Source organism: Undibacterium sp. CY21W (assembly GCF_014284265.1).
Lineage (GTDB): Bacteria > Pseudomonadota > Gammaproteobacteria > Burkholderiales > Burkholderiaceae_D > Undibacterium > Undibacterium aquatile.
The window spans coordinates 152,906-176,975 of sequence record NZ_JACOGE010000002.1 but is presented as its reverse complement, the minus strand read 5'-3'; the positions used below and the strand labels follow the sequence as shown (position 1 = coordinate 176,975).

The following is a 24,070-nucleotide window of genomic DNA, read 5'->3' as shown; positions in this document are numbered from 1 at the left end:
GCGCCGTTTTTTTATGGTTAATCGAGAACATTCAGGGAAACGAAAGACGAAAAAAAAACCTCGCAATGCGAGGTTTTTTTATTGCTACTAAAAACGCAAAATTATTTAATTTTGGTTTCTTTGTAGATTACATGCTTACGTGCCTTAGGATCAAATTTCATGATCTCCATTTTTTCAGGCATCGTGCGCTTGTTTTTAGATGTTGTGTAGAAGTGACCTGTACCAGCAGTCGATTCCAGTTTGATTTTGTCGCGACCAGATTTAGCCATGATGATTTCCTAACAATAGTTTAGCTTAAACTTTTTCGCCGCGAGCACGCAGGTCAGCCAAAACCGCATCAATACCGATTTTGTCAATGACGCGCAGACCAGCGTTAGATAAACGCAGAGAAACCCAACGGTTTTCTGATTCTACGAAAAAGCGACGGTTTTGCAGGTTAGGCAAAAAGCGACGTTTTGTTTTGTTATTAGCGTGGGAAACGTTGTTGCCAACCATCGGCCCTTTCCCAGTTACTTGGCAGACACGTGCCATATTTAACTCCTTGATAGTTTCCGAAATTGGAAAAAATGAGAGTATAAACAAAATCCCATGAATTATCAATGACTTGCGAAAAACAATTGTGTCTTAATTTGAAAATTAATTTAACAATTTAAAATTCAGAGTAAACCATGCTCTGCGAAGGAGTAAACGTCTGGGTTTGCAATAATAAAATGATCCAGTACTCGTACATCGACCAGTGCCAGTGCCTGCTTCAGAGTTTGCGTTAGTCGCACATCGGCATCGCTGGGTTCGCAGGAGCCTGACGGGTGGTTGTGAGCAAGAATAATGGCCGCTGCGTTGTGTTGCAAGGCTGTTTTAACTACTTCTCTAGGGTATACGCTGGCATGATTGAGGGTGCCCCGAAATAATTCTTCTGATGTAATCAGCCTGTTTTTCGTGTCGAGAAACAGAACCGCAAATGATTCATGTGTTTTGTTTCCGATTAATAGTTGCAGATAATGCTTAACAGCTTGCGGTGAAGAGAGGGCGGCGTTGATCTGCAACTCTTCGTGAATAGACCTTCTGGCCAATTCAAGCACAGCTTGCAATTGTGCGTATTTAGCATGCCCTAATCCGTGAATGGCCGAGAACTCGGTAATGGTGGCGTTAAATAACTTTGATAAAGAGCCAAAGCTATTGATCATCTCGCGACCCAGGTCCACCGCGCTTTTCCCGGTAACGCCGGTTCGTAAAAACACAGCCAGGAGTTCAGCGTCCGATAACGCAGCCGCGCCAAATCTGATCAGTCTTTCCCTTGGCCTCTGATCTTCAGGCCAATCGTTAATTGCCATATTTACGTCACTCCGGAATTTTCAGAAAAGAATCGAAGTACAAAAGCTGGCTTACAATAGACACTTATTTGTTAAAGCCATTGATCATGACCACTTCCAAAACACCCATTGTTACTAAAGATGCTTATCTTACTTTGCATTACCGGCTCGCGACCTTAGATGGTGAAGACATTATCAGCACATTCAAAGAAAGCCCGGCAACATTGCAGATGGGAACCGGCCAGCTTGCTCCTGAGCTTGAACTGTCTCTGATTGGCTTGACAGAGGGAGCTCATGTAACGCAAGAATTATCGCCGGAAAAAGCGTTCGGTCCACGTAATCCTGACTTGGTTCAGCGTGTGTCTGTCGCTACTTTAAAAGAAAATTCGGCATCTGGCGAACAATACGTCGTTGGAGATCTGGTTGATTTTGCCGCTCCTTCCGGTGGACGTTTTGCCGGAGTGTTACGTTCAGTGGATGAACAGGGATATATTTTTGATTTCAATCATCCCCTTGCCGGGCAGACCTTATTGTTTGAAACAAAAATCATAGGGATTTTGTAAACACATGGAAAAAGAGATTTTATTGGCTCAGCCCCGTGGTTTTTGCGCCGGGGTAGATCGTGCAATTGAAATCGTGGAGAGGGCATTAGAGAAATTTGGTGCACCTATCTATGTCAGGCATGAAATCGTACACAACGCTTATGTTGTGAATGATTTGAAAGAAAAAGGGGCTATTTTTATCGAAGACCTGAACGACGTTCCTCGCGGAAATACCTTGGTTTTTTCTGCGCATGGTGTATCTCAGGCCGTCCGTAAAGAAGCAGAAGAACGTGGCGTACAGATTTTTGATGCTACCTGTCCTTTGGTCTCAAAGGTTCATTCTGAAGTTGTTAAGATGCGTGATGAGGGCCGGGAAATTATCATGATCGGTCACCAGGGGCATCCGGAAGTCGAAGGTACGATGGGACAGGCAGAAAGCGGGATGTATCTGGTTGAGACAATTGAGGATGTAGATCGCTTGATCGTTTCGGATCCTGCGATGCTGGCTTATGTCTCGCAGACTACGCTGTCGGTTGATGATACTGCCGAAATTATCGCCGCTCTGAAGCGGCGCTTTCCATCCATCAGTGAACCCAAAAAGGGGGATATCTGTTACGCAACAACTAACCGTCAGGAGGCTGTAAAGTTCATGGCACCTCAAGTCGATCTGGTGTTGGTGGTTGGAAGTCCAAACAGTTCGAATTCAAATCGTTTACGTGAACTTGCCGAAAAAATTGGGGTACCTGCATTTATGGTCGACAATGCGGCGCAGATCAATCCTGTCTGGCTGGAAAATGTCCTGCGCATTGGTGTTACTGCTGGCGCGTCTGCTCCAGAAGTATTGGTGGCTGAGGTGATTGCGCGTTTGCGCGATCTTGGTGCACGCAGCGTCCGGGCTTTAGATGGTGTTCAGGAGCATGTGACGTTTCCTATGCCAAAAGGACTCAGTGCCAATAAGGAAATATCACACCAGGCAAACTCATCGACATAACAATTGAAAAATTTGTTTTCTATCGATATTCAATATTTTATTTTGCCAATTCGTATTTAAGATTGTTCCGCACATCAATGCGGATATTGACCAAATTGATCAAGTGTTGACAGTCGCCATTGATTTTTGTGGAAAATACGTAGCATCGGGTGGTTTTTTTACCACTCGTACAGAGTGTCGCATCTGTATAATTCCGCCCACTTCAATGGCGTAACAAAGAAGTCTAAATATTAGAAAAACTTTTACAAAAAGTTGCAGAGGAGAATTGATCATGTGCATTACACGTACTATTGGCACTCTCGATATGATGACGCGCCTTTTCGGATAGCAAATTGTTAAAACACGAGCGGCCCCCTGATTAACGGGAGCCGTTTTTTGTTAACAGGAATGATTTTTGCTGATTACGAACTAGCTTATCCAGTTCAAAGTCGTCGTTTAGCTGAAATTCCGATTCGTTTATAGAGAGAGATGCGAAATATGGATACCTTTATCCAACAAATTATTAATGGGCTTGTCTTAGGTAGTATGTATGCTCTGGTTGCCCTGGGGTACACCATGGTCTATGGGGTGCTGAATCTGATTAACTTCGCACACGGTGATGTGCTGATGGTGGGCGCGATGGCGGGGCTGAGTATCATCAAGCTTTTGCAGGTCTATGCGCCCGGACTTCCTGGTTTCGTCATGTTGCTGATTGCAATTCTTGGCGCAATTCCAGTCTGTATTGCTGTCAATCTGCTTATTGAGCGTGTGGCATATCGCCGTTTGCGCAATGCGCCTCGTCTGGCTCCATTGATCACGGCAATTGGTGTTTCACTTCTGGTGCAGACCTTTGCCATGATGATCTGGGGGCGTAGTCCTATCTCATTCCCTTCTGTCATGCCGACTATCCCTGTTGAGGTTGGCGGGGCAGTGATTTCTCAGGTGCAAATTTTACTGCTGGTACTGGCTACCGTGGCGATGATAGCGCTGGTGCTGCTGGTAGAAAAAACCAAGATGGGACGTGCAATGCGGGCGACGGCTGAAAATCCCCGTGTTGCTGGCTTAATGGGTGTTGATTCGAATAAGGTGATCGTCGCCACGTTTGCAATTGGTGCCGCACTTGCTGCCATTGCAGGCGTAATGTGGGCTGCCAATTATTCGTCTGCACAGTTCGCCATGGGATTTGTTCCCGGCTTAAAAGCTTTCTCTGCGGCTGTATTAGGCGGAATCGGTAATATTTATGGTGCGATGGTTGGCGGCATCATTCTCGGGTTAATCGAAAGTATGGGAGCAGGATATATCGGTGATTTAACCGGAGGCGTACTCGGTAGCCAATACCAGGATATTTTTGCTTTTATTGTTTTGATTATCGTACTGACATTGCGACCATCCGGCATCATGGGTGAACGCGTTGCTGACCGTGCGTAAGGGGAAGATCAATGTCAACTATATTTGATGTCAAAGCAAATCCTAAAAAGGCCTACACCAGCTTTGCTGTGTTGGGGGTAGTGCTGGTTCTTTTCCCGTTTGTTGCTGCAAATTTTGGTAATTCCTGGGTTCGTATTATTGACTTCGCATTACTCTACATCATGCTGGCGCTTGGTTTAAATATTGTGGTCGGTTTTGCCGGGTTGCTCGATCTTGGCTATATCGCGTTTTATGCGGTAGGTGCTTATCTGGCAGCACTTTTCGGTTCACCACAGTTTGCGACTGTTCTGGCGTCGTTTGTTGAAAATTACCCGGCACTCGGGAATTTTCTGGTAACGCTGTTTGGCCCGGAAATCGCACAAAAGGGTATTCATCTTTCGGTCTGGATCATTATTCCTTTTGCTGCAGCCATTGCGGGCTTATTTGGTGCATTGCTTGGTGCGCCTACATTAAAGCTGCGCGGCGATTACCTTGCGATCGTGACGCTGGGTTTCGGTGAGATTATCCGCATTTTTATGAATAATATGAATGCGCCGGTCAATATTACGAACGGACCTCAGGGGATCAACATGATTGATCCGGTCAGTGTCTTAGGTGTTTCGCTGGCAGGTGAAGCGGGTTCCAATGCGACGATTAATCTGGCTGGTTTCAGCATGCCATCGGTGAATGCCTATTATTTCCTGTTTTTATTTTTGTGTATCGCCATCGTGATTGTATCGACACGTTTGCAGCACTCGCGTCTCGGAAGAGCCTGGGTAGCGATTCGGGAAGATGAAATCGCTGCAAAAGCGATGGGTATCAATACGCGTAACGTGAAATTGCTGGCGTTTTCCATGGGCGCATCATTTGGTGGTATTTCTGGTGCCATGTTCGCGTCGTTTCAGGGATTCGTTTCACCAGAGTCTTTTTCTCTGACCGAGTCTATGGTAATTCTCGCCATGGTCGTACTGGGAGGGATCGGTCATATTCCCGGCGTGATTCTGGGCGCGATTCTGATCGCGGCATTACCTGAAGTGTTACGTCACGTGGTTGAGCCAGTGCAGATGTTGATATTCGGAAAAATCTGGATTGATGCGGAGGTATTGCGCCAACTGTTGTACGGTCTGGCAATGGTGGTTGTCATGTTGAATCGTCCGGCCGGTTTATGGCCTGCGCCGAAACATGAAGACAGAATGGCCAAAACGAATGACGCAGCAGCATAAGGAAGATCAAGATGACTGAACAAACAATGTTGAAAATTGAGGGTGCGAACAAGCGTTTTGGTGGTTTGCAAGCATTGTCAAACGTAGGGATTGACATCAAGAAAGGTCAGATTTACGGTTTGATCGGCCCGAATGGCGCTGGTAAAACAACTTTTTTTAATGTGATCACCGGCTTGTATCAACCTGATACCGGCAGCTTCGAGCTGGATGGTAAGCCGTATTCGCCTTCGGCACCGCATGAGGTCGCTAAGGCGGGGATTGCCCGTACCTTCCAGAATATCCGTCTGTTTGGCGAAATGACTGCACTCGAAAACGTGATGGTGGGGCGTCATATCCGTACCAAACAAGGTGTATTTGGCGCTATATTCCAACACGCTGCAGCGCGTGAAGAGGAGGCGGCAATCCGTCGCCGGGCGCAGGAATTGCTCGATTTTGTCGGTATTGGACAATTCGCCGGACGTACATCCAAGTTTCTTTCTTACGGTGATCAGCGCAGACTTGAAATTGCCCGCGCGTTAGCGACTGATCCGAAATTACTTGCTCTTGATGAGCCTGCGGCAGGTATGAATGCGACTGAAAAACTTGCACTCAGAGAACTGCTGGTGAAAATCAAGGCCGAAGGAAAGACCGTACTCTTGATTGAGCATGACGTGAAATTGATGATGGGCCTGTGTGACCGTATTACCGTATTGGATTATGGCAAACCGATTGCAGAAGGTGTTCCGGCTGATATTCAGAAAAATCCTGCGGTAATCGAAGCATATTTGGGAGGTGCTCATTAATGGCTGAGAACATTTTAAAGATCAGTAATCTGAAGGTTGCTTACGGTGGGATTAAGGCCGTTAAAGGCATAGACCTTGAGGTGAATAAGGGCGAATTGATCACGTTGATTGGTGCGAACGGCGCGGGGAAAACCACTACATTAAAAGCGGTCACCGGTACTTTGCCGAGCTGTACGGTGGAAGGTGATATCTTTTACTTAGGCAAATCCATCAGAGGAAAAAACTCTTTTGAACTGGTGACGAACCATCTGGCAATGGTACCTGAAGGACGAGGCGTCTTTACCCGTATGACGATTCTTGAAAATCTGATGATGGGTGCTTTTACCAGAAATGATAAAGCCGGTATTGAAAGTGATATCGATAAATGGTTCTCGATTTTCCCTCGCCTGAAAGAACGCTCTGCTCAACTGGCAGGCACCCTTTCCGGTGGCGAGCAACAGATGTTGGCGATGGCAAGAGCATTGATGAGCCATCCTGAATTATTGTTGTTGGATGAGCCTTCAATGGGGTTGTCACCCATTATGGTTGAGAAGATTTTTGAAGTCATCAGAAATGTTTCAGCACAGGGTATTACGATTTTGCTGGTAGAACAAAATGCAAAATTAGCTCTGCAGGCCGCTCATCGTGGTTATGTGATGGAGTCAGGCACCATCACCATGAACGGTAACGCCAAAGACATGCTGGATGATCCAAAAGTTCAGGCGGCGTATTTAGGTGAAGCCTGATTATTTCCCTTCATAAAAAAAGCCCCGGAAACTTCCGGGGCTTTTTTTTACAACTGAAGCCCCTGAATGTCGGGGGCTTATATACGTTTATTTCTTTGTAGCACGAGGAGTTGCTTTTTCTGTTGCTTGGGAGATTTGTGCGACTGTGTTGTTCAGATTAGCTTCTATTGCGTCTACGGCTTGTTTAGTGGTTTTACTTAATTGCTCGTATCCGGAATTCATATTCGTGATCGCTGTTTTAAAAAACGAAACGAATTGTTCTGATCCTGCAGGCGCATTTTTCGAAACTTCATCAAACAATGCCTGAAACTTGCGGTTGCTTTCAGTTATTTGTGCTTCTGCAGCATGCGTGAGTTCTGCTTGTGCGGCAGATGCTATTGATGTCAGATGGCGACTGTAGTCGAGTAATTTTTCTGCACTTGGCTGAGCGTGTGAACTGCTCAGAGCAAAAAATTCCTGAGGATCTTTTGCTGCCAGCAATTGTTTTGTGGTTGCCGCAGACGATTCGAATGAGCTTTTAATTGCATTCAGATTCAATTCAATTAATTTCTCAACACCTTCGAAGGTTTTACCGCTCAGGTTAGAAAATAACGCGAGTTGTGCGTCTAAGTTTGCTTTAGTTGCATTGGAAAGTTGTTCAGGTACGGAAAACATGATGATCTCCTGTTTAAAAGGGGGAATCAGATAGAGGGTGTTTTCAGCATTTATTGAAACAGAACAAATACAATCGATAAATGCAGTCGTTCGTTAAATTTGTGCATTGCAGTAATTATTATATTGCTTCATCGCGCTTAATCAAGCGTAATTATGCAATTAATGCAATATTTTAACGTCTTCATTTTTGATCAAACTCTGACCTTGCCTGCCGAGTCAGGAGAAATGTCGATTCTCAACGCGTAGTCTCCCTTTTCTGTATGACAGGATAATGAATTTGTAAGCTTATGTTAGACTTTTATTCCAGTCAAAAGCGGCCAGCTGAGCCGATGTAAAAGGGGACTAATGAAGATACAAGCGAAAAGCCGTAGCGACTTCCGCCATTTCCATGAAATAACCACACGCTGGATGGATAATGATGCGTATGGTCATGTGAATAATGTGGTGTATTACAGCTGGTTTGATACCGTCGTCAATGAATTTCTGATCAGTCATCAGGTACTTGATGTTGAGAAAAGTAATGTGATTGGGCTCGTGATAGAAACTCAGTGTAATTATTTTGCTTCCGTCGCTTTTCCTGACAAAGTGACCGCCGGTGTTTCTGTGAGTAAATTGGGAAATTCCAGTGTGCGTTACGAACTGGGTATTTTTAAAGCAGATGAGACTGAAGCGTGCGCACAAGGTCATTTCGTCCACGTCTATGTGGATAGGGCGAGCCGCCGTCCGGTCCTGCTCCCAGACGCTTTGCGCTTACTTTTGCAATCAATAAAAAGTGATTCATGATGATAGCTTCCCCTTCCCAGCAAATTGTTGACCAGATTATTACTGAACGCCGTTCGGTTCGTGCATTTTTACCTGATTTAGTGGCGTCCGAAGACATACAGCGCATTCTTGAGGTGGCATCGCGCGCACCATCCGGGAGCAATACGCAGCCATGGAAAGTCTATGTATTGACGGGCGATAGTCTGGCGCAGCTGTCTGAAAAAATTCTGCATGCCCATCAACATCCCTCGACAGAAGAGCCGCATACTGAGGAATATAATTATTACCCCGTAAAATGGGTCAGTCCCTATCTGGAGCGGCGACGTAAAGTTGGTTGGGACTTATATGCCTTGCTTGGACTTGCACGTGAAAATAAACAGGGAATGCATGCGCAACATGGCAGGAATTATGCTTTTTTTGATGCACCGGTGGGATTGATTTTCACCATTGATCGCGTAATGGAACAAGGCTCCTGGTTAGACTACGGCATGTTTTTACAAAATATCATGCTTGCAGCAAAAGCCCGTGGTCTGGATACTTGCCCACAGGCCGCTTTTACCCAGTATCATAAAATTATCCGTGAGCAACTACAGTTTTCTGAAAATGAAATGCTTGTTTGTGGCATGGCTTTGGGTTACGCAGATACGTCGAAAGTGGAAAATACGCTGGTCACTGAACGTGAGTCTATATCTGCGTTCGTTAAATTTTTAACATGATGTATTGCTTCAAAAACTTACGCTAAGTTATTAATTATCTTGCGATTTTTTTGAGATTTGCTAAACTGCATCAAATTTTTTGGCATATTTTAATAGGAGTTAGTGACAGTGAAATTTGCCCGTCAAGCCTTAATCCTCTCTTTTGTTAGCCTGTTCCCCGCCACGATTTTATCGGCGCAGGCGACCGAACATAAACACACCTCGCATAAGAAACATATTGTCCACAAAAAAGTGGTCAAAACAGCCGCTGCAAAAACGACTAAACGTTATGCTGTTGTTAACGGTAAACGCAGAGTGATCACTGAACGTGTTGCGGCGGTACCTGTGGTGCCAGAAAAGCCCAGTGTTGGCGATACTGTAGGACTCAATCATTCACACGATCCTTTGGCCTTACAATCAAACGTTGCCTACGTGGTTGATCAGGCGAGTTCTAAGGTCTTGTTTGAAAAAAATTCCAATGTATCTTTACCGATTGCCTCCATTACCAAACTCATGACGAGTCTGGTTGTCGTCGAAGCGAATCAGGATTTGAATGAGCTGATAGAAATTACGACAGATGACATCGATAAAGAAAAGGGAACAGGTTCCCGTCTGAAGATCGGTGCGAAGTTGTCGCGCTCAGATATGTTGCATATCGCTTTAATGAGTTCTGAGAATCGCGCTGCATCGGCGTTAGGGCGGAGTTACCCAGGTGGCTTGCCAGCCTTTGTCAACGCGATGAATGCGAAAGCGCACCAACTGGGAATGTCGGAAACGCACTATGTTGATTCCAGTGGCTTATCGAGCCAGAACCGTGCAAGTGCAAAAGATCTGGTCAAGCTAGTTAATGCTGCGTATCAGCACCCTGTCATTCGCGAGTATTCAACTGACTCCAAATATGTGGTCAATCCTGGCGGTCGTCAGCTTGAATACGGTACCTCGAATAAACTGGTCTCGAATCCTGCATGGGAAATCGGTTTACAAAAAACCGGTTACATTGCAGAGGCTGGTCGCTGCCTGGTAATGCAGGCGATGATAGAAGGTCGTGCAATTGTCATGGTATTCCTTGATTCCAAGGGAAAATACTCTCGTCTGGCAGACGCTGGCCGTATTAAAAAATGGTTGGAAAGCGCTAAACCACAAGTCTGATTCTGCGCTTGATCAATGCTGATTTAACCGATATCAGCACGGATGGCATCACCGTTTTTTTGTCTGTGATGCCATCAAATAACTTCTGATTATCCCCACATCTTCCACGCATTTGCATTACTTCATCAATATGTTTGAGGCTCCGCTGTAGCTAGCTCAGATATGCGAATCCTTTGTTCATTGTTCTTATAGTCCAGTTTTTTAGGGCTGACATCCCATTGAGTCGTCACTCAATATCATCGTCACCAGCAGGCGCTTTCTTCCCGGTGAGCATGGCGGCGATCAGGTTTTCATGATGCTGCCAACTGGTAAATAAGACGCCGCTGATATGCAAAGCAATCAGTCCGATTAAGGCCCAGGCGATGGTGGTGTGTAACAGCACCGGCCACGCATAGCCCCACAATAAATCGGTGGTCGTGAGCCAGCCGCTGACAACGAGCAGGCCGACACAGCTTAGCAATGCAATGACCATCCATCCGCCCAAAGGATTATGTCCCAGATAGCGAGCTGCATGACCTTGCACCACTTCACGCAGATACTGCAGCGTCAGCGGGGCAGGGCGAACGAATTGCCGGAAGCGGGCATAACGGTTGCCAGTAAAACCCCACAGTAGCCGCAGCAAAACGATCATGCCGGCACCGTAGCCAATGTATTCGTGCGCTGAGCCAGTACGATGGCTGCTGATCCAGGCTGCTGTAATCGTTGCAACCAACAGCCAGTGCAGCAGGCGTACTGGCAAATCCCAGACTGACTGCTTAATTTTCTTCAACACGCTTGAATGTCACCGGATCAAAAAAAGCCTCGATGCGCTTGCCTTGCGGATCTTTGGCATAGACTTCGTAGCAGCTTGAAGTCATTTCCATGCGGCGTATAACCCAACCTTCCTTGGTCAGTTTCTGGTGTAATTCCGTGTGTGGTCGCCATTCCGATTTGGGCTGGCTCGTACACTTCACATCTCCGTGGGCTGACGCATAGCTTGCTGAAAAAGCGAGAAGCAGTGGAATAATTTTTTTGATTATCGATGTCATACAAACTCCTTGGTGAAGGTAATGCTCAATGGTGATTCAGGTAATCGACCAGCGGCGCAGCAGGTTATGGTAAATACCCGTGAGTTTCAGCAAACGAGGATCATTTGCGTCAATGGACGGTGTCAGTTTTTGTATGGTTTGATCGAGGTCGAACAGCATCGCACGTTCGCCTTCATCATTGACCAGGCTTTCTATCCAAAAAAATGAAGCGACTCTGGCTCCTTCGGTGACTGGCATCACCCGGTGCAGACTGGATGATGGGTACAACACCATGTTGCCGGCTTCCAGTTTGACTGCCTGTACACCGAATTCTGTTTCGATCTCTAACTCGCCGCCTTCATATTCATCCGGCTCAGCCAGAAATAATGTGGCGGATAAGTCGGTGCGCAGGCTCAGATTGGTGCCGGGTATCTGCATGATCGCACTGTCCACATGCGTGCCGTAGGTGCCGCCGTCAGCGTAGCGATTGAATTTTGGTGGATATATTTTGCGCGGTAACGCCGCCGAGACGAACAGCGGATTATTCCCGAGCGAACGCAGAATATGGTTGCCCAGGCTGATTGCGACTTCCGTACTATCATCAATCTGTGCATTACGTTTGACGTTACGCGCCAGTGTTCCTGCTGTTTTGGTGCCGTCATTCCACTCAGCATTATCCAGATAGCGACGGAATTGTTTTACTTCATCCTTACTCAATACGTGATCGATAGTAATCAGCATAATTTCATCTCATTTATTTGTGACTGTTGTCGCGAGGCGGAAAATCAGTGGACGTGGCCGATGTGCCGCATCGCACTAAAGCGCCGCGATTGATTTCCTTCAGTGTCGCGCAACCTGCCAGCGACATACATATTTCGAGTTCTTCACACAGCAGCTTGATCATGTGGGCGACGCCCAGAGCACCGGCGACACTCAGTGCGTACATTTGCAGACGGCCTATGAGAACGGCATCTGCACCCAACGCCAGGGCTTTGAAGATATCGCTGCCAGAGCGTATGCCGCTGTCAAGCAATAAGGGAAAACTGGTACCGACGGCAGCACGAATGGCAGGTAGCGCATCGAGGCTGGCAGGGGCACCGTCCAGACTACGCCCGCCGTGATTCGAGACGATGATGCCAGCCACGCCCATGTTTTGCAGTGCGCGTGCATCGTCGGGATGTAACACACCTTTTACCCAGACTGGCAGCGATGTCTGGGTCATCAGCCACTCAAGATCTTTCCAGGTTGGCGCGTCGCGCATGATGCCCTGAAAGACGCGGCTTTCACCGGGGCTGAGAGTGATGTTTGCAGGTGCAGTATGATCGCGCAGATTGGCTGCCACACAGTCTTGTGGCATACGAAAGCCTGCGCGCTGGGCGCGTAAGCTGGCAGCCTGAATCGATGCATCTAAAGTGACGACAATGGCGCTATAGCCTGTATTTACTGCTCTGTTGATGAGATCCAGTGTGTCATTTTGTTGGGGCTGAAAATACAGCTGGAACCAGCGCGGCGAGCCACCATTACTGGCGACAGTCGCAACGTCTTCCATGCGGACGGATGACAGCGTGCTGCTGACCATACAGCTCTGCATCGCCTGCGCAGCACGGGCAGTATCTATTTCTCCGGCCGGATGAGCGAGTTGCTGAAACGCGACCGGTGCCATAAAAACCGGGTGGGGGAATGTTTGCTGCCCCAACGTCAGCCGGGTGTGACCAGCGGTGACATCTCGTAGCAGACGGGGATAAATGGCCCATAGGGCGAAGGCGTTCAGATTTGCCGCGACAGTGATGTCGCGACCACAACCACCTGCAACATATTCGTAGTGGGGGAGCACCATGAATTGTTGCGCCAGACGCTCGTAATCCTGTGCGCAGCGTATGTCCGGTGGAATAGTGCTGAGCGCAGCTTGCGCCGTTGCGGTGGTTGTATTAGTCATATCAGCAAATGTCGGGCAAGTGCCCGACATTGTATCTAACGTTATGAAGCGTTGATGATGGTTTTTGCAGCGAACTTACATTTCATAGTTCAGCGTTAACCGTACTGCACGGGCATCGCCTTTATACAGGAATGAGCCGGAACGATAAACCGCCGTGTAGTAGTCCTTGTTCGTTGCGTTTAATACGTTCACGCGCAGATCCAGCTTTTTGGAAAAACGATACGCAGCAAATACATCGTAGACAGCAAATGACGGCACTGGTTGCGAGCAATAGCCAGTCGCAGTGTAACCAGCCGCAGTGTCTGGTTGACCACCACAACGGTCGCTTTCGTAGCGGGCAGTAGCCCCGAACGAGAATGCGTTTGTCAATTGATACTTAGCTTGTGCAGAGAATGATTTTTCAGCAAAGTTACTCAAAGGACGACCAATATTTGATGCCGTTGCAGAATCCAGCACTTTTGATCGCAAAATCGCCAGACCGACTTGTGCTGACAGTTTTTCAGTCACATCACCAGCGAGGCCAAACTCTATACCTTGTACACGATTTTTACCTGTGTTGAATGTACCGATGGTGTCGTAATTGGCGCCTTCCATCACATCAGATTTTTTGGTCTGGAATATCGCTGCCGTTGCAAGCAATTTGTCGTCGAACAGATTCCATTTTGCACCCAGCTCCAGATTGATCGAGGTTTCAGGCTTAGCACCTGCGATCTGATTTTGATACAAGACAGCGCCACCGTAACCGCTGCTGGTACCAGCATCGGCTTCACCGCCGTTGATATCCTGCGCACTTGCCATGCTGCCGTAGACGATCAGTTTTGGCGTGACTTTATAGCTCAGCCCAAGGTGACCGTTGACCAGTGTATCGTTGTAGCTGTAGTCGCCAGTGATAGCGGCTGTAGTATTGTTGCGGCGGATCAGTGACAGGTCAAAATAATCGGCACGCAAACCACCAAATGCAGTGAAGCGATCGGTCAGATCAACTGTATCCATCGCTGTCAGTGCGATCGTTTTTACCTGCCAGTTCTGAGTCCAGCCCTGACGGGTGCCGTTGCGACCTGCGAGTGTATTCAGGTTGCTGACTGGCACACCATTACTATCAGTAAAGCAATAGCCATTATTCGCGCCGATACCTGCGGTTGTTTTACAGTTAAACGCACCGCTGTTGCTGACGGCGAAGTTACCAGAAACGACTTTGTGATCGGTGTATTCTGCGCCGAAGATGAATTCGTGTTTCAGACCCAGCAATTCTTTATCCCAGCGCAGATTACTTTGATGCGCGAAATAATCGACATCCTGCCAGCCGGTATGCCCGCCATCCAGCACGCCTGTCGTGTACGCTTTGCCCGTCGCACCATCGTAACGGGTTGCACTGGATGCGCCGGTCGTGACATAGGAATTACCGGATTTGCCATAACGTGTCAGGCTGTTGAGCGTGAGCGCCGGTGCGATTTTCCACTTGACGCGTGCGGTCAGGGTATCAACATCCGACTTGAGAAAATCATTGGCTTGGGCATAGACCGGAACATTTTTTGCCGGAACGCGGTCAGGTACGGTGCCAACCAGATAGTAACCAAGATCCGGTGCTTTATCTTCGGTACGCAAACCGTAGTAATCCAGCGTCACAAACAGATTTTCATTAGCTTCCCACAGACCGGACAGTGCCACACCTTTACGATTGCGGTTTGACGGTGAGCGGTCTGGTATGCCTTCATCACCGTAGAGAACGTTGGCACGCAAAGCGAAGTTATCACCAAAGCCTTTGTTAATATCGGCAGTCACACGTTTTTGATTGTCGGTACCTGCACCGATAGACACTTTGGAGAAATCTTTATCTAAAGTTGCTTGTTTCGTGATGGCATTCACCGCACCGCCAGCACTGCCGCGACCAGCAAAGCTGGAGCTTGGTCCCTTGGAAATTTCCAGCTGTTCAATCGCGAAACTTTCGCGTGTCGTCATTCCCGGGTCGCGCAGACCGTCAACGAATACGTCACTACGGGCTTCCTGGCCACGAATGATGTAACGGTCGCCAAAGGCGTTACCATTTTCACCGGTACCGAGGGTAATGCCAGGCTGTGCGCTCAGAATCTGTTTCAGTTCAGTCAGTCCGGAATCATCAATAGCAGCTTTAGTAATGACAGAAATGGTTTGTGGTGTCTCGGCCAGCGGGCGGGTGTGACGGGAATCTCCAGACGTTTTTGCTTTGTAAGGCACGCCCGATTCTGCATTCGGGTTCGGATCCAATGCTTTGCCATAAATTTGCACTTCTGGCAGTGCCTGCGTTTTGTCATCGGCAGGTTTTGCTGGTGCTGTTTGCGCCATCGCCACTAATGGAATAAACATCGCGGTGGAAATGCCCATGGCAATGCTGGTTTTATTCATAGAAATGAATGTCGTGTCATTGATGCGTAGGCTATTTGGCTGGCGCGTTTGCTTATTTCTCAAGGTGTGCTCCTGGTTGAAGTTAAAGGTTTGCGCGTAGTGTAAACAACATTTTAATTAATGTAAATAGGAATTAGTCTCATTTGCATTGTTGTTACTTATTCCCTTGGTGAGTGCACGGTTATGGTATTGGCGCTTGTGTGTGAGGTTTGGGCGCAAATATAGTGCCGTTGGTTGTGGAAAAACGGAACGCGCCAACGCATGTCTGCTGCCGCGATTAACTGAGCAGGCTGCATGCGTTGGGAATGACGCTGGAGGAAATGCTGGCGGATAGTCGCCGGAGTCAGATACAGGCCAAAGCGTTGCGATGTCGGCTGTGCCCTGTATCTGGAAGATAAGCTTAGAGGGATCTATGCCGGTGTGATGTCGTCGCCAAACAGCGACGCCCATAATTGCCGCGTTGCTGCTACTTCCTGAGTAACTTTGGTGGCGGTGATGCGTGCACGGTCTTCCCCTTGCAGGCGGATGCCATGTTGCAATTTGCGCAGCCAGCGGTAAGCTTTGGCAGTTTTTCCTGCCAGATCGGCATCAATCAGAGCGAGTTCGCCACATAGTTTCAGCAAGGCGATATTGCCGATATTGGCTGTGAGTTGCGGATATTGATGGGCATGTCTGAGAACCAGATACTGCACCATAAATTCGATATCGATCATGCCGCCAGCATCATGCTTGAGGTCAAATAATTCGCTGCGGTTAATGTTCGCATCACGCATTTTTTTACGCATACTGACGACTTCCAGCGATAACCCGGCAACATCTCTGGGCTGACGCAATACCTGATCGCGGATGCGTTCAAATTCCTGCGCGATCATGCCATCACCAGCACAAAAGCGGGCACGGGTCAGTGCCTGATGTTCCCATAACCAGGCGGATTTTTCCTGGTAACGGGCGAAAGAACCCAGCGAAGACACCAATAAGCCACTCGCACCATCAGGACGCAGCGCGATATCGATGTCGAACAGTATGCCCGCCGGCGTGTGGCTGGTCATCCAGGTGATGAAGCGCTGTGCGAGTTTGGCGTAATTGCCGGGCGCTTCCTGATCGTCATCGTCATACAGAAAAATCACATCCAGATCCGACGCGTAACTGAGTTCTTTGCCACCCAGTTTGCCGTAGGCAATCACGGCAAAACGCGGCACCTCGCGATGCCGGCTGGCGATGGTTTCCCATGCGGCCTGTATCGTCGCCGCCACGATCAGATCAGCGAGTCTGGAGAGTTCATCTGCCAGATGTTCTACGCTGAGTTGGCCTTCCAGATCTTGTGCCAGTAAGCGGAACTGCATTGCATGGTGCAGCTCACGCAAGGTTTCCATCTGGCGTTCCGTGTCACCCTGGTGCTGGCTGAGTTGTCGCTTCAGATCCTGCTCAAAACTGCCCCAATCAGGACGCTGGTGCAGCGATGACTCATCGAGCAATTCGTCCAGCAGGATGGGATGGCGGGTCAGGAACTTGGCGGCCCAGTCGCTGGCTTCCATCATGCGGATCACGCGTGCTAGCGCATGCGGATATTCAGTCAGCAAAGACAGATAGGCCGAGCGGCGTGCAATGGTTTCGAGAAAATCGAGCAGGCGGTTCCAGCAAGCCAGTTGCATTTCTTCTTGTCTGGCGATCTGGGGCAAAGCATTGTTGATCAGCGCAATCATTTTATTGCGGCTGGACTCTGACAAGCTTTGAATTTTCCCCGACTGCCAGCTGGCGATCAGTCTGCGTGCAACATCGCCCGCCTCATGAAAGCCCGCGTTGCTTAATTGTGATGTCAGTAATTCTTCGCTGTCGCTGCTGCCGAGATTGGCTGTCAGCAGATATTGGGCGGCTTCTGTGCTGTTGTCTGCTTTATCTTTAAAAATGGCGTCGAACTGTTCTGCGACAAAGGCGCGATGCGGCTGCAATTGCGCCAGCAGTTCTTCCACACTCTGGCAACGCATCATTTGCGCAATGCGCAACTGGTCTTCTGTTTGCGCCGGGAAGGTATGCGTTTGCGCATCATCCAGATATTGCAAACGATGTTCGAGGTTGCGCAAAAAAGTGTAAGAAGTAATCAACTGTTGCACCATACGGGTGTCGAGTATTCCTTTTTCGGCCAGCGTCAATAAGGTATTGCGGGTCGAGCGGTCACGCAGGCTGGTGTCGCGGCCGCCGCGTATCAGTTGAAATACCTGCGCCAGAAATTCCACTTCACGGATGCCGCCGCGTCCCAGCTTCACATTGTTGCTGCGTTCGGGATGTTTGCTTTCCTGGCGTACCACCTCGGCGCGGATCTGCGCATGCATGGAACGCAGCGAATCAATCGAGCCGTAATCAAGATAGCGACGATAGACAAACGGCCGGATAATTTTTTCCAGCGTGGTTATATCTTCCGCTGTGCCAGTCATGGCGCGTGCTTTGACCCAGGCATAACGCTCCCATTCGCGCCCCTGAATCAGGAAATATTCCTCAACCATACCAAAGCTGGCGACTAGCGGCCCGGAGGCGCCATTCGGGCGCAATGCCATATCGACGCGGAAACTGAAGCCGTCTTCGGTCACTTCAGAAATCGCGGCAATCAGTTTTTTGCCGAGGCGGGTGAAATATTCATGATTCGACAAGCTGCGTTGCGTGCTGTCGCTGGTAACGGTGTCGCCATCTTCGGCATAGCAAAAGATCAGATCGATATCCGACGAGACATTGAGTTCATAGCCGCCGAGCTTGCCCATGCCGAGCACGATCATTTCCTGCACGCGGCCGCTGTCTTCCCCGGTCGGTGTGCCGTATAAACTCTGCATTTCAGCGCTGAGTGCGGCCAGATGCTGCTGCACGACGAAGTCGGCAAATTCACTGATCGTCGTCACCACTTCGTGCATGTCTGCGTCGCCGCACAGATCGCGTTTGATCAGGGTGCAGACGACGAGGTTGCGCAAACGACGCATGGCTTTGTTCAGCGTCGCACCAGATGAAATTTCTTTTTGTAAAATCTGAGCAAAAATTGCCGGGGTCAAGGATAATCTTGAAATCTCGTCCAACATTGTCTGACGGTCGCTGCCGCCTTGCAGCCAGCGTTGCAGGAAACGCGATGCATTCAGAATATCGGGGATGTCAGTTTGGTCGGGTGGCGTGATAGTCATAGTCAGTCGTTGGGAAAGCGCGGTGTCGCAGTGTTGCTTCGATTCTAAGTCATCTTGATCGGCTGCGGGCGTCTTAATCAAAGAAGTGTGAAGTTCCTCCTGGAAGGCGTAAATATACTCCGGGGGAGTATTATTTAAAGCCCAATGTTTCTGCGGACAATTGGGCGAAATGAAGAAAAATATAGGGGAGTATGTTGAAAATAGCGGTATATCCAGTGACCAGCGCCTTGTCGGCAGAATAGTGTCATTGCTTAAATGAAAACGGATATCCCCGCCTCTCAGCCTTCTGCTGCGGAAGATCAGGAGCCAGTATTGCCAGCACGCTCGCGCTGGCGTCGGCTGTCGTCGCATACTTTTGCCGCTTGCGGTGGCAGCATCCGCTTTGTTCTCCGCGCTGCTTTATTGCTGTACTTTGTGTTCTGCATTCTCGTATTGGTACTGCGCTATCTGGTGTTGCCACATGTTGCCGATTACAAGCCGGAAGTGGAAGCGATGGTCAGCCGGGCAATCGGACGCGAATTGCACATGGCATCTTTGCAGGCATCCTGGCAAGGGCTTAATCCACAACTGGTATTACAGAATGTGGAGATGCTTGATCAGCATGGCAAAGCGGCCTTGCGTTTGCCCGAAGTCAGGACGACGCTGTCGTGGTGGAGTCTGGCGCTGTTAGATCTGCGCTTCGACAAGATAGAGTTGCATCAGCCGGTACTCGATATACAGCGCGATGCCGATGGCAAATTGTATATCGGCGGGTTTTTTATTGATCCGAAAAAGAAAAGCGATGGCAAAGGCCTCGATTGGGTGCTGGCGCAGCATCAGATTGTGATCAAACAAGGCTTGCTGCGCTGGAATGACCAGGCACGCAACGCCCCGGAATTACAGCTCAACGATGTCAGTCTGATTTTGCGCAATCGCTGGCAGCATCATCAGTTTGCACTGCGTGCAACGCCGCCAGCGGCATTGACAGCGCCGGTCGATATCCGCGGTGATTTGCAGCATCCGCCATTTAGCAGACAAGTGTCTGATTTCTCCAACTGGAGCGGTGAGCTGTATGCCGATCTGCAAAGTACTGACCTGCACGCATTGCGCTCGTATATTGATTATCCGGCCGATATCAGTCAGGGCTATGGCGCAGTAAGATCATGGTTGCGGCTCGATCGCGGCCGAGTTGCTGATGTCAGCGCCGACCTGAAACTTGCGGATGTGCAGGGTAAATTTGCCAAAGACTTGCCTGAGCTGGATATGGCAGAAATTCGTGGTCGGGTGACCGCCAGCGAAAAAGCCGATCTGGGGAAAAAGTATCTGCCATCTTTGTTCGGCAAAGCAGGACACACGGTTGCACTCACCGATTTTTACATGAAAGCCAGAGATGGCGCGGTCATGCCAGCGACCACCATCAGGGAAAGTTTTACCCCCGGCATAGGAAACCAGCCAGCGAAGGTTGAGTTGTATGCCAAATTTCTTGATTTGCAAATTCTGGCCAATTTTGCCGGACATCTGCCTTTACCTGCCGATCAGCGGCAGATGCTGGCGGATTTTGCACCCAAGGGGCAATTAAAAGAATTCTCCGCTTCCTGGCAAGGGACTTATCCGGATGTCGCAGCCTACAAAGTCAAGGGCGAATTTATCAATTTGTCCATGCAGCCACAGCCAGCGCAGTTAGCTCGCGCCAAAACCGCAAAAATTCCGGCGAAAGCAGCAGTTCCGGCGATTCCGGGATTTGAAAATTTATCCGGCACCGTGGATGCCAGCGACCGTGGTGGCACTTTTTCGCTGGATTCAAAAGACTTGTCCTTGCGCCTTGCCAGCTATTTCATTGACCCGGTGATGCCGTTTAATCGCTTGCAAATGCAGGCAAACTGGAAATTTCAAGCCGACGATAAGCTGATGTTCCAGATTAATCATATGGATATGACGCAGGAGAGTATGCATGCCACTTTATCCGGCAAACACATCATGTCCATGCGTGCATCGGCGCAGCCGCAGCCCGGCGACGTCGATTTAACGGCGCATATAGATGGTTTCGACCTGAAGCAGCTGGATCGTTATATTCCGACGGTCGCCGAGCCGGATTTACGACATTGGCTGACGAAAAGCATCCTTGATGGGCGCGCCGACGATGTCACCGTGCGCATTCGCGGCGACCTCGCGCATTTCCCATTTTCAGCCAGTGAACCTCATTCCAGAAACAAAGGTGAATTTCTGGTCAGAGGTAATCTGACTGGCGGCAAACTGGATTTCACTGCCGGTGAGCTGGCGGAAGGCGGCAAAGCGCCTTTATGGCCAGTGATAGACGATATCAAAGGGAATTTCATCTTTGAGCGCGCCAGAATGGAAATTAACGGCGATACGGCGAAAACCCTGGGCGCTGATCTGCGTAAAGTCAAAGCGGTGATTCCCGATTTATTAAGTGCGGGATCTGTCCTGAATATCGATGGCAACGCCAGCGGTCAATTGCAGACCATGCTGGCTTACGTCAGCGCCAGTCCTGTCGATGGCTGGTTGGGGCATTTTCTGGCGGAATCGAAAGCCAGCGCGACTGCTGGTCTGACTTTAAAGCTGCAATTACCGTTGCGACATATGATCGACGCAAAAGTCAACGGTGTGCTGCAGTTTCCCAATAATGACGTAGTGCTGCAACCCGGCATTCCGCTGGTGACCGGCGTCAACGGCAAGTTGGAATTTAATGAGCGCGGCGTTAATCTGGGGACGCTGAAGGGAACTGCGCTGGGTGGACCAATTGTGATTAGCGGCGGCTCGCAAAAAGATAGCAGTATCCGCGTCCGGCTTGATGGCAGCGTCACTGGTGAGGGTTTGCGGCAGATGCTGCCAGCGGCTAATCGCGAGCAAATCAAGATTGACGGTACCAGCCGCTACATCGCAACGATCGCCGTGAAAAAGCAATTACCGGAAATCGTGATTGAATCAAATTTACAGGGAATGGCGCTCAATTTTCCTGCACCGTTGAAAAAAGGCGCGACGGAAGCAATGCCCTTGCGCATCGAACTGGTGCCGCAGATAAACACTGACAGCAGCGTTTTACAGGATGAATTGCGCATTCATCTTGGCAATGCAGTGCATGCAAAATACGTACGACAGAAAAGTACGGATAAGCAGGCGAGTTGGCAGCTTCTGCGTGGCGGCATCGGTGTGAATGTGCCTGCGCCTGAGCCTTTGCGCGGAGTGGCGGTCAATATTGAATCGAATGTACTGCATGTCGATGAGTGGCGCAGCGTCTTGAACACAAGTTCTGCTGGCGCGGCAATGGCAAATAACAATACGGCGACTTCTGCGCTGAACGGCGCTGCTGGCAAAGTGGTGCAGGCTGTCACCGCTTTAAATATTGCACCGTATCTGGACGTCAGCACCCTGGCATTAAAAACCGGTCAGTTGCATATCATGGGTAAGCAACTGGATCATGTTGTGATGGGAGTTTCTCATCATAATGATCTCTGGCAGGCGAACATCGATGCCAATCAGGTTTCCGGCCATATCAGCTGGAGTGACGGCAGTGCTAAAACTGGCGCTGCGGCAGCCGGACCGGGCAGCGTGACGGCCCGTTTAAGCAAGCTGATTATCCAGCAATCGGCGGCAAGCGATGCGGGTGATTTGTTCGATGAAAAGCGTAGCAGTACCCAGATACCGGGGCTCGATATCGTTGCGGATAATGTTGAATTATTCAACAAGAAGCTGGGCAGATTAGAGTTGCAAGCCAGTAATCAGATGAGTGGCGCTTCCAGTGAATGGCTGCTCAGTAAGGTATTGTTGAAAAATCCGGATGCGGAACTCAGGGCGACTGGACGCTGGGGAAGTCGCACCGGGAATAGCACCGGGAATAGCGCCGGAAATAGCGTGACCCAACTCAATTACGTGCTCGATATTGCGAATGCCGGACAATTGCTGGACAGGCTTGGGTTTGCCAATGTCGTACGCGGTGGACGTGGACGACTGGATGGCGACGTGAAATGGAATGGCTTGCCGTATGCGATGGATATTCCCAGCATGAGCGGTAAGGTGCAGCTTGATCTGGCCGCCGGGCAGTTTTTAAAAGTCGATCCAGGCGCTGCGAAGTTACTCGGTGTGCTGAGTATGCAGTCATTGCCGCGACGCCTGACTCTGGATTTCCGGGATATATTTTCTGAAGGATTCGCTTTTGATGCGATTACCGGCAGCGCACAAATTATGCAGGGTGTGGCACGTACCGATAATCTGAAAATGCGCGGAGTGAATGCGACCGTGGTGATGGCTGGCAACGCTGACATCGTGAATGAATCTCAGCAATTGCATGTTGTGGTTATTCCTGTTATCAATGCGGGTGCGGCGTCGGTTGTGTATGGGCTGGCGGTCAATCCCGTTATTGGCTTGGGTACTTTCCTGGCGCAATTATTCTTACGTGAACCGCTGGCAAAGGCTTTCACCTTCGAATATATGGTGAGCGGCCCGTGGAAAGATCCTCTGGTGAAAAAAATTGAACGTCAGGAAAATCAGGACGTTGCAGGTGAGCATCGCGTGCAAGATGCCAAGAAAGGTGAATGATGAAAGTTGCAGCTATACAGATGGTTTCTTCCAATGCTTTGGCCGACAATATGGCAACGGCAAAACGCCTGTTGATCGCAGCGGCAGGCGAGGGGGCCGGATTATTGTTGCTACCGGAATACTGGCCTTTAATGGGTTTGCAGGATACCGACAAACTGGCGATCGCTGAACCGGCCGGTCGCGGCATTATGCAGGAATTTTTAGCGGAGATGGCGCGTTCGTTGAAGGTCTGGATCATCGGCGGCACAATTCCGTTGCAGTCGGCTGAAGCTGGCAAAGTCATGAATGCGACACTGGTATTTGACCCGCAGGGCGTGCAGCGCGTCCGCTACGACAAAATCCACTTATTTGGTTTTTCTAAAGGCGAGGAGTCTTACGAAGAGGCTCGTACCATTACTGCCGGCGAACAGGTAGCCACCTTTGAAACTGAGGCCGGCCGGGTAGGCCTGTCTATTTGCTATGACTTACGCTTTCCGGAATTATTCCGTGCGATGGGACCTTGTTCCCTGATCGTTGTTCCTGCTGCTTTTACTTACACCACAGGTCAGGCGCACTGGGAAATTCTGTTGCGAGCCAGAGCGATAGAGAATCAGTGTTATGTTCTGGCATCGGGGCAGGGCGGCAAACATCTGAACGGGCGTCGCACCTGGGGACATAGTATGCTGATTGACCCTTGGGGTAAGATCGTCGCAGAATTGCCCGAAGGTGAAGGCTTTGTCAGCGGCGAAATAGATGCTGAACTGTTACATCAGATCCGCACCAGCCTGCCCGCGTTGCAACATCGGAAATTATAGTTGCCCTCCAGCTTACCTCTCAGGGCGATTCAACT

21 protein-coding genes are annotated in these 24,070 nt (G+C 49.4%); 11 read left to right on the top strand and 10 right to left on the bottom strand.

Annotated elements, in window-relative coordinates; all coding sequences use genetic code 11:
• Positions 1-101: 101 nt before the first annotated feature.
• The 3 genes from rpmG to radC all read right to left on the bottom strand — a co-directional run bounded on the left by rpmG (position 102) and on the right by radC (position 1,331).
• A complete protein-coding gene (rpmG, locus tag H8K29_RS05415; protein ID WP_110257750.1) occupies positions 102-269 on the bottom strand; it encodes a 50S ribosomal protein L33 in 168 nt (55 codons plus the stop codon).
• A gap of 25 nt (positions 270-294) precedes the next feature.
• Complete coding sequence (gene rpmB, locus H8K29_RS05410) at positions 295-531, bottom strand: 50S ribosomal protein L28 (protein ID WP_162040513.1); 237 nt, start codon at positions 529-531, stop codon at positions 295-297.
• Positions 532-656: 125 nt separating this feature from the next.
• The gene (gene radC, locus H8K29_RS05405) at positions 657-1,331 is read right to left on the bottom strand and encodes a DNA repair protein RadC (protein WP_186896741.1); all 675 of its coding nucleotides are present in this window, start codon (positions 1,329-1,331) and stop codon (positions 657-659) included.
• An 86-nt stretch (positions 1,332-1,417) separates the two neighbouring features.
• Between radC and H8K29_RS05400 the strand changes: the two genes are divergently transcribed.
• The 6 genes from H8K29_RS05400 (at position 1,418) to H8K29_RS05375 (ending at position 6,959) form a co-directional block, all read left to right on the top strand.
• Positions 1,418-1,873: a peptidylprolyl isomerase gene (locus tag H8K29_RS05400; protein ID WP_186896740.1), complete on the top strand. Its 456-nt coding sequence runs from the start codon at positions 1,418-1,420 to the stop codon at positions 1,871-1,873.
• Between the two features lie 4 nt (positions 1,874-1,877).
• Positions 1,878-2,843, top strand: coding sequence for a 4-hydroxy-3-methylbut-2-enyl diphosphate reductase (ispH, locus tag H8K29_RS05395; protein WP_186883171.1), 966 nt, complete (start codon positions 1,878-1,880; stop codon positions 2,841-2,843).
• Between the two features lie 477 nt (positions 2,844-3,320).
• A complete protein-coding gene (locus H8K29_RS05390) occupies positions 3,321-4,250 on the top strand; it encodes a branched-chain amino acid ABC transporter permease (RefSeq protein ID WP_186896739.1) in 930 nt (309 codons plus the stop codon).
• A gap of 11 nt (positions 4,251-4,261) precedes the next feature.
• Complete coding sequence (locus H8K29_RS05385) at positions 4,262-5,452, top strand: ABC transporter ATP-binding protein (protein ID WP_186896738.1); 1,191 nt, start codon at positions 4,262-4,264, stop codon at positions 5,450-5,452.
• 11 nt (positions 5,453-5,463) lie between these two features.
• The gene (locus H8K29_RS05380) at positions 5,464-6,234 is read left to right on the top strand and encodes an ABC transporter ATP-binding protein (RefSeq protein WP_186883174.1); all 771 of its coding nucleotides are present in this window, start codon (positions 5,464-5,466) and stop codon (positions 6,232-6,234) included.
• The gene (locus H8K29_RS05375; RefSeq protein ID WP_186896737.1) at positions 6,234-6,959 is read left to right on the top strand and encodes an ABC transporter ATP-binding protein; all 726 of its coding nucleotides are present in this window, start codon (positions 6,234-6,236) and stop codon (positions 6,957-6,959) included. The genes H8K29_RS05380 and H8K29_RS05375 overlap by 1 nt, the downstream gene beginning before the upstream one ends.
• Positions 6,960-7,046: 87 nt before the next feature.
• On the opposite strand, the gene H8K29_RS05370 is transcribed toward H8K29_RS05375, so the two are convergent.
• Positions 7,047-7,613 (bottom strand): phasin family protein, encoded by a 567-nt coding sequence (locus H8K29_RS05370; protein ID WP_186896736.1) that lies wholly within the window; start codon positions 7,611-7,613, stop codon positions 7,047-7,049.
• A 345-nt stretch (positions 7,614-7,958) separates the two neighbouring features.
• Here H8K29_RS05370 and H8K29_RS05365 point away from each other — a divergent pair, with 345 nt between their 5' ends.
• The 3 genes from H8K29_RS05365 (at position 7,959) to H8K29_RS05355 (ending at position 10,219) form a co-directional block, all read left to right on the top strand.
• Complete coding sequence (locus tag H8K29_RS05365) at positions 7,959-8,396, top strand: thioesterase family protein (RefSeq protein ID WP_186883177.1); 438 nt, start codon at positions 7,959-7,961, stop codon at positions 8,394-8,396.
• Positions 8,396-9,091: a nitroreductase gene (locus H8K29_RS05360; protein WP_186897138.1), complete on the top strand. Its 696-nt coding sequence runs from the start codon at positions 8,396-8,398 to the stop codon at positions 9,089-9,091. Before H8K29_RS05365 ends, H8K29_RS05360 begins: the two co-directional genes overlap by 1 nt.
• Positions 9,092-9,199: 108 nt before the next feature.
• The gene (locus H8K29_RS05355) at positions 9,200-10,219 is read left to right on the top strand and encodes a serine hydrolase (protein ID WP_370527138.1); all 1,020 of its coding nucleotides are present in this window, start codon (positions 9,200-9,202) and stop codon (positions 10,217-10,219) included.
• 226 nt (positions 10,220-10,445) lie between these two features.
• Here H8K29_RS05355 and H8K29_RS05350 read toward each other — a convergent pair whose 3' ends face one another.
• The 6 genes from H8K29_RS05350 to glnE all read right to left on the bottom strand — a co-directional run bounded on the left by H8K29_RS05350 (position 10,446) and on the right by glnE (position 18,705).
• A complete protein-coding gene (locus tag H8K29_RS05350; protein WP_370527137.1) occupies positions 10,446-10,991 on the bottom strand; it encodes a cytochrome b/b6 domain-containing protein in 546 nt (181 codons plus the stop codon).
• Positions 10,975-11,247 carry a PepSY domain-containing protein gene (locus H8K29_RS05345; protein ID WP_186896735.1) on the bottom strand — a complete coding sequence of 91 codons (273 nt, stop codon included), beginning with the start codon at positions 11,245-11,247 and terminating at the stop codon, positions 10,975-10,977. Before H8K29_RS05345 ends, H8K29_RS05350 begins: the two co-directional genes overlap by 17 nt.
• A gap of 36 nt (positions 11,248-11,283) precedes the next feature.
• Positions 11,284-11,967 (bottom strand): Fe2+-dependent dioxygenase, encoded by a 684-nt coding sequence (locus H8K29_RS05340; protein ID WP_186896734.1) that lies wholly within the window; start codon positions 11,965-11,967, stop codon positions 11,284-11,286.
• Between the two features lie 13 nt (positions 11,968-11,980).
• Positions 11,981-13,162, bottom strand: a complete 1,182-nt coding sequence (locus tag H8K29_RS05335; RefSeq protein WP_186896733.1) for an alpha-hydroxy acid oxidase — start codon at positions 13,160-13,162, stop codon at positions 11,981-11,983.
• A 75-nt stretch (positions 13,163-13,237) separates the two neighbouring features.
• The gene (locus H8K29_RS05330; RefSeq protein WP_255423268.1) at positions 13,238-15,607 is read right to left on the bottom strand and encodes a TonB-dependent siderophore receptor; all 2,370 of its coding nucleotides are present in this window, start codon (positions 15,605-15,607) and stop codon (positions 13,238-13,240) included.
• A gap of 347 nt (positions 15,608-15,954) precedes the next feature.
• Complete coding sequence (gene glnE / locus H8K29_RS05325; RefSeq protein WP_186896732.1) at positions 15,955-18,705, bottom strand: bifunctional [glutamate--ammonia ligase]-adenylyl-L-tyrosine phosphorylase/[glutamate--ammonia-ligase] adenylyltransferase; 2,751 nt, start codon at positions 18,703-18,705, stop codon at positions 15,955-15,957.
• Between the two features lie 255 nt (positions 18,706-18,960).
• Between glnE and H8K29_RS05320 the strand changes: the two genes are divergently transcribed.
• Positions 18,961-23,241 (top strand): YhdP family protein, encoded by a 4,281-nt coding sequence (locus tag H8K29_RS05320; RefSeq protein ID WP_186896731.1) that lies wholly within the window; start codon positions 18,961-18,963, stop codon positions 23,239-23,241.
• A complete protein-coding gene (locus H8K29_RS05315) occupies positions 23,238-24,035 on the top strand; it encodes a carbon-nitrogen hydrolase family protein (RefSeq protein ID WP_186896730.1) in 798 nt (265 codons plus the stop codon). Before H8K29_RS05320 ends, H8K29_RS05315 begins: the two co-directional genes overlap by 4 nt.
• Positions 24,036-24,070: the final 35 nt, after the last annotated feature.

Bases quoted from the DNA above. Each gene is read 5' to 3' on its own strand.
- ispH (WP_186883171.1), top strand. From the start codon at position 1,878: ATGGAAAAAGAGATTTTATTGGCTCAGCCCCGTGGTTTTTGCGCCGGG.
- rpmB (WP_162040513.1), bottom strand. From the start codon at position 531: ATGGCACGTGTCTGCCAAGTAACTGGGAAAGGGCCGATGGTTGGCAAC.
- H8K29_RS05320 (WP_186896731.1), top strand. From the start codon at position 18,961: ATGAAAACGGATATCCCCGCCTCTCAGCCTTCTGCTGCGGAAGATCAG.
- H8K29_RS05370 (WP_186896736.1), bottom strand. From the start codon at position 7,613: ATGTTTTCCGTACCTGAACAACTTTCCAATGCAACTAAAGCAAACTTA.
- H8K29_RS05315 (WP_186896730.1), top strand. From the start codon at position 23,238: ATGATGAAAGTTGCAGCTATACAGATGGTTTCTTCCAATGCTTTGGCC.
- H8K29_RS05365 (WP_186883177.1), top strand. From the start codon at position 7,959: ATGAAGATACAAGCGAAAAGCCGTAGCGACTTCCGCCATTTCCATGAA.
- H8K29_RS05340 (WP_186896734.1), bottom strand. From the start codon at position 11,967: ATGCTGATTACTATCGATCACGTATTGAGTAAGGATGAAGTAAAACAA.
- radC (WP_186896741.1), bottom strand. From the start codon at position 1,331: ATGGCAATTAACGATTGGCCTGAAGATCAGAGGCCAAGGGAAAGACTG.
- H8K29_RS05400 (WP_186896740.1), top strand. From the start codon at position 1,418: ATGACCACTTCCAAAACACCCATTGTTACTAAAGATGCTTATCTTACT.
- glnE (WP_186896732.1), bottom strand. From the start codon at position 18,705: ATGACTATCACGCCACCCGACCAAACTGACATCCCCGATATTCTGAAT.
- H8K29_RS05385 (WP_186896738.1), top strand. From the start codon at position 4,262: ATGTCAACTATATTTGATGTCAAAGCAAATCCTAAAAAGGCCTACACC.
- rpmG (WP_110257750.1), bottom strand. From the start codon at position 269: ATGGCTAAATCTGGTCGCGACAAAATCAAACTGGAATCGACTGCTGGT.
- H8K29_RS05335 (WP_186896733.1), bottom strand. From the start codon at position 13,162: ATGACTAATACAACCACCGCAACGGCGCAAGCTGCGCTCAGCACTATT.
- H8K29_RS05345 (WP_186896735.1), bottom strand. From the start codon at position 11,247: ATGACATCGATAATCAAAAAAATTATTCCACTGCTTCTCGCTTTTTCA.
- H8K29_RS05380 (WP_186883174.1), top strand. From the start codon at position 5,464: ATGACTGAACAAACAATGTTGAAAATTGAGGGTGCGAACAAGCGTTTT.
- H8K29_RS05360 (WP_186897138.1), top strand. From the start codon at position 8,396: ATGATAGCTTCCCCTTCCCAGCAAATTGTTGACCAGATTATTACTGAA.
- H8K29_RS05390 (WP_186896739.1), top strand. From the start codon at position 3,321: ATGGATACCTTTATCCAACAAATTATTAATGGGCTTGTCTTAGGTAGT.
- H8K29_RS05375 (WP_186896737.1), top strand. From the start codon at position 6,234: ATGGCTGAGAACATTTTAAAGATCAGTAATCTGAAGGTTGCTTACGGT.